Genomic DNA, 2,212 nt, shown 5'->3' with positions numbered 1-2,212 from the left:
GGTTTTAATATGAAGCATGAAAGTGGTTTACCCTTTGCAATTGACAGATCTCGCGGCAAAGAGGAACAACAAAGCGTTGTCTTTTATGGCACGCGTCCCTTTATTCAAAGTGGTGAACTCAATGAGGTTCAAACCATCATAAGGGGGCGGCATGACCGATTGGGGCGCCTTGTGGCACAAGAAGGAGACCGCGTTGAACGGGCTGATGCTTTTGTCAACAAAGAGACAAAGACCGTCACTTTAACGGATGGCAAGATTTATATTGCCGGTGATATTTTTCCGGTCTCTGAAGCCGTACTCAACAATGTTGCCATGATTGGGCGCTTGGAAATTGGTGTGAAGCTGCAAAAAAAATGGATAACACACGAAGATGATCCAGAGCTCTTGGGGCAAGTCCCTGGCACCTTAGCAGAAGGAGAGCCCGGAGCGGCACGCGAAACAGCACAGCTTGTTTGGGCACTGAAAGAGGATGCGCAGAATGGCACTTTCTTTCCGGTTTATATTTTACAAGATGGCGTTTTGATTGATCAAAAATCGCCCTCACTCCTTGAACCCGCCATGCAAGCTATTGCGACGTACGACCGCGCCCATGGGCATTATATCGTGAGTGGCTGCCGTGTAAGTGCATTGGGAGCCAATAACGGTTGCCAAGTCTTTAGTATTCAAGAAGGAGAAGCCAATATCAATGGTTTCAAACGCAAACGCTTAGCGGCTTTGCGCCATGAAGAGCCAGAGGATTTTTCGACAAGCGTTGTTCCTAGCGAAACGCATATTTTTGCGCCTCCAAAAGGGAAAACAAGTTTCACCTTTAAACCCTATTATTTTCCTCTTGCCGATATTCAGTCTCTTTTGTTGACAAAAGAAAAAACCGTTAACGTCACCCGCGGTGCGGTTGCCGCAGGGCGTGATGGTGTTCCTGATAAAAGCATCACCGCGTTTATTAAAGTCGTTCAAGGAAGCAAGGAATTTAAAGAAGGCACAGATTTTAAAAAAACCGGAGACACCATTGATTGGGCACCCGTGGGAGACGAACCTTTAGCAGGGAGCAGCTATAAGGTGACTTACCGCTATCGCGCAAAAATCACGGCTGATAAGGTAACAGCGCAGGAAATCACTGTCTCAGGGGGTGCGGAGGGTGGTGATATTATCGTCAGTTACACTTACAAATTACCCCGCATTGACCGCATAGGACTGAACACGGGGGGCAATGTGGTTTACATCAAAGGTATCTCAGTAGACCAACCCATGGCACCCAGTGTCCCTGATGATGTGTTGTCCCTTGCAACGATTACCAACAATTGGCTTGAAACGCCGGTTGTGGTCAATGATGGCACACGGGTTGCCCCCTATGATGAAATGTGGCGCTATTTTCAACGAGTGCTTTCGCTTGATCGATTGATGCAATTAGAGCGTATTAAAAGCAATGTTGACTCTAAAGAACCTGTTGCCAAAAAGGGCATGTTTGCCGACCCTTTTCTTGATGATAGTTACAGAGATGAAGGCTTTCAACAAACAGGTGCTGTAGGCAACGGCATTTTACAGCTTGCCATTGATCCAACCTTTTACACCGCTAATCTTACAGCGCCTGTCACCCTTGACTGGACAAATGAAGTGATCATTGCGCAAGAGTTGACAACGGCTTGCGAAAAAATCAATCCTTATCAAAATTTTGCACCCCTGCCTGGTACAGTAACCCTTGAACCCGCAACAGACTTTTGGCATGAACAACGCACCGATTGGCTCTCGGGTATCACCAATCAAATCATTATGGGAAAACATCGCGGCAGTACCATACGTAGAACAGAAGTAAGCGATAATTTCATCAACACACACCAAGAACAAATCGACTTTTTAAGACAAATTACCCTTCACTTTAAAATTGAAGGTTTTGGCAGTAGCGAAATCTTGGAAAGTCTTACCTTTGATGGTGTGAATGTTTTACCAAAGAGTCTCCTTATTGCCGATAGCAAGGGCACCCTTGAGGGCGCTTTCACGATTCCACAAAATATTACGGCTGGCACAAAAAACGTTGTGGCAAGGGGAAAAGGTGGAACCATTGCAACGGGGCTTTTTACCGGTCAAGGTCTGATTGATGTGAAAGTGATGCGGCGCACCACCACTGTGAAAATATGGATGCAATTTGACCCACAAGCGCAAGTCTTTACCCCCGATGAAACACGGCAAATCACCGGTATTGACTTTCATCTTTGCA

The 2,212-nt window shown here is 46.2% G+C and carries 1 protein-coding gene; it reads left to right on the top strand.

The window, feature by feature from the left end:
• Nucleotides 1-9: 9 nt before the first annotated feature.
• Nucleotides 10-2,212, top strand: a 2,203-nt coding sequence (locus tag ACFINX_RS09845) for a DUF4815 domain-containing protein (RefSeq protein ID WP_375668770.1), incomplete at its 3' end; no start/stop codon positions are given.

This window comes from Bartonella sp. AP36NXGY (assembly GCF_042195865.1).
GTDB lineage: Bacteria > Pseudomonadota > Alphaproteobacteria > Rhizobiales > Rhizobiaceae > Bartonella.
The sequence above is the reverse complement of the archived record's forward strand: the minus strand, read 5'-3'. Positions and strand labels throughout refer to the sequence as shown.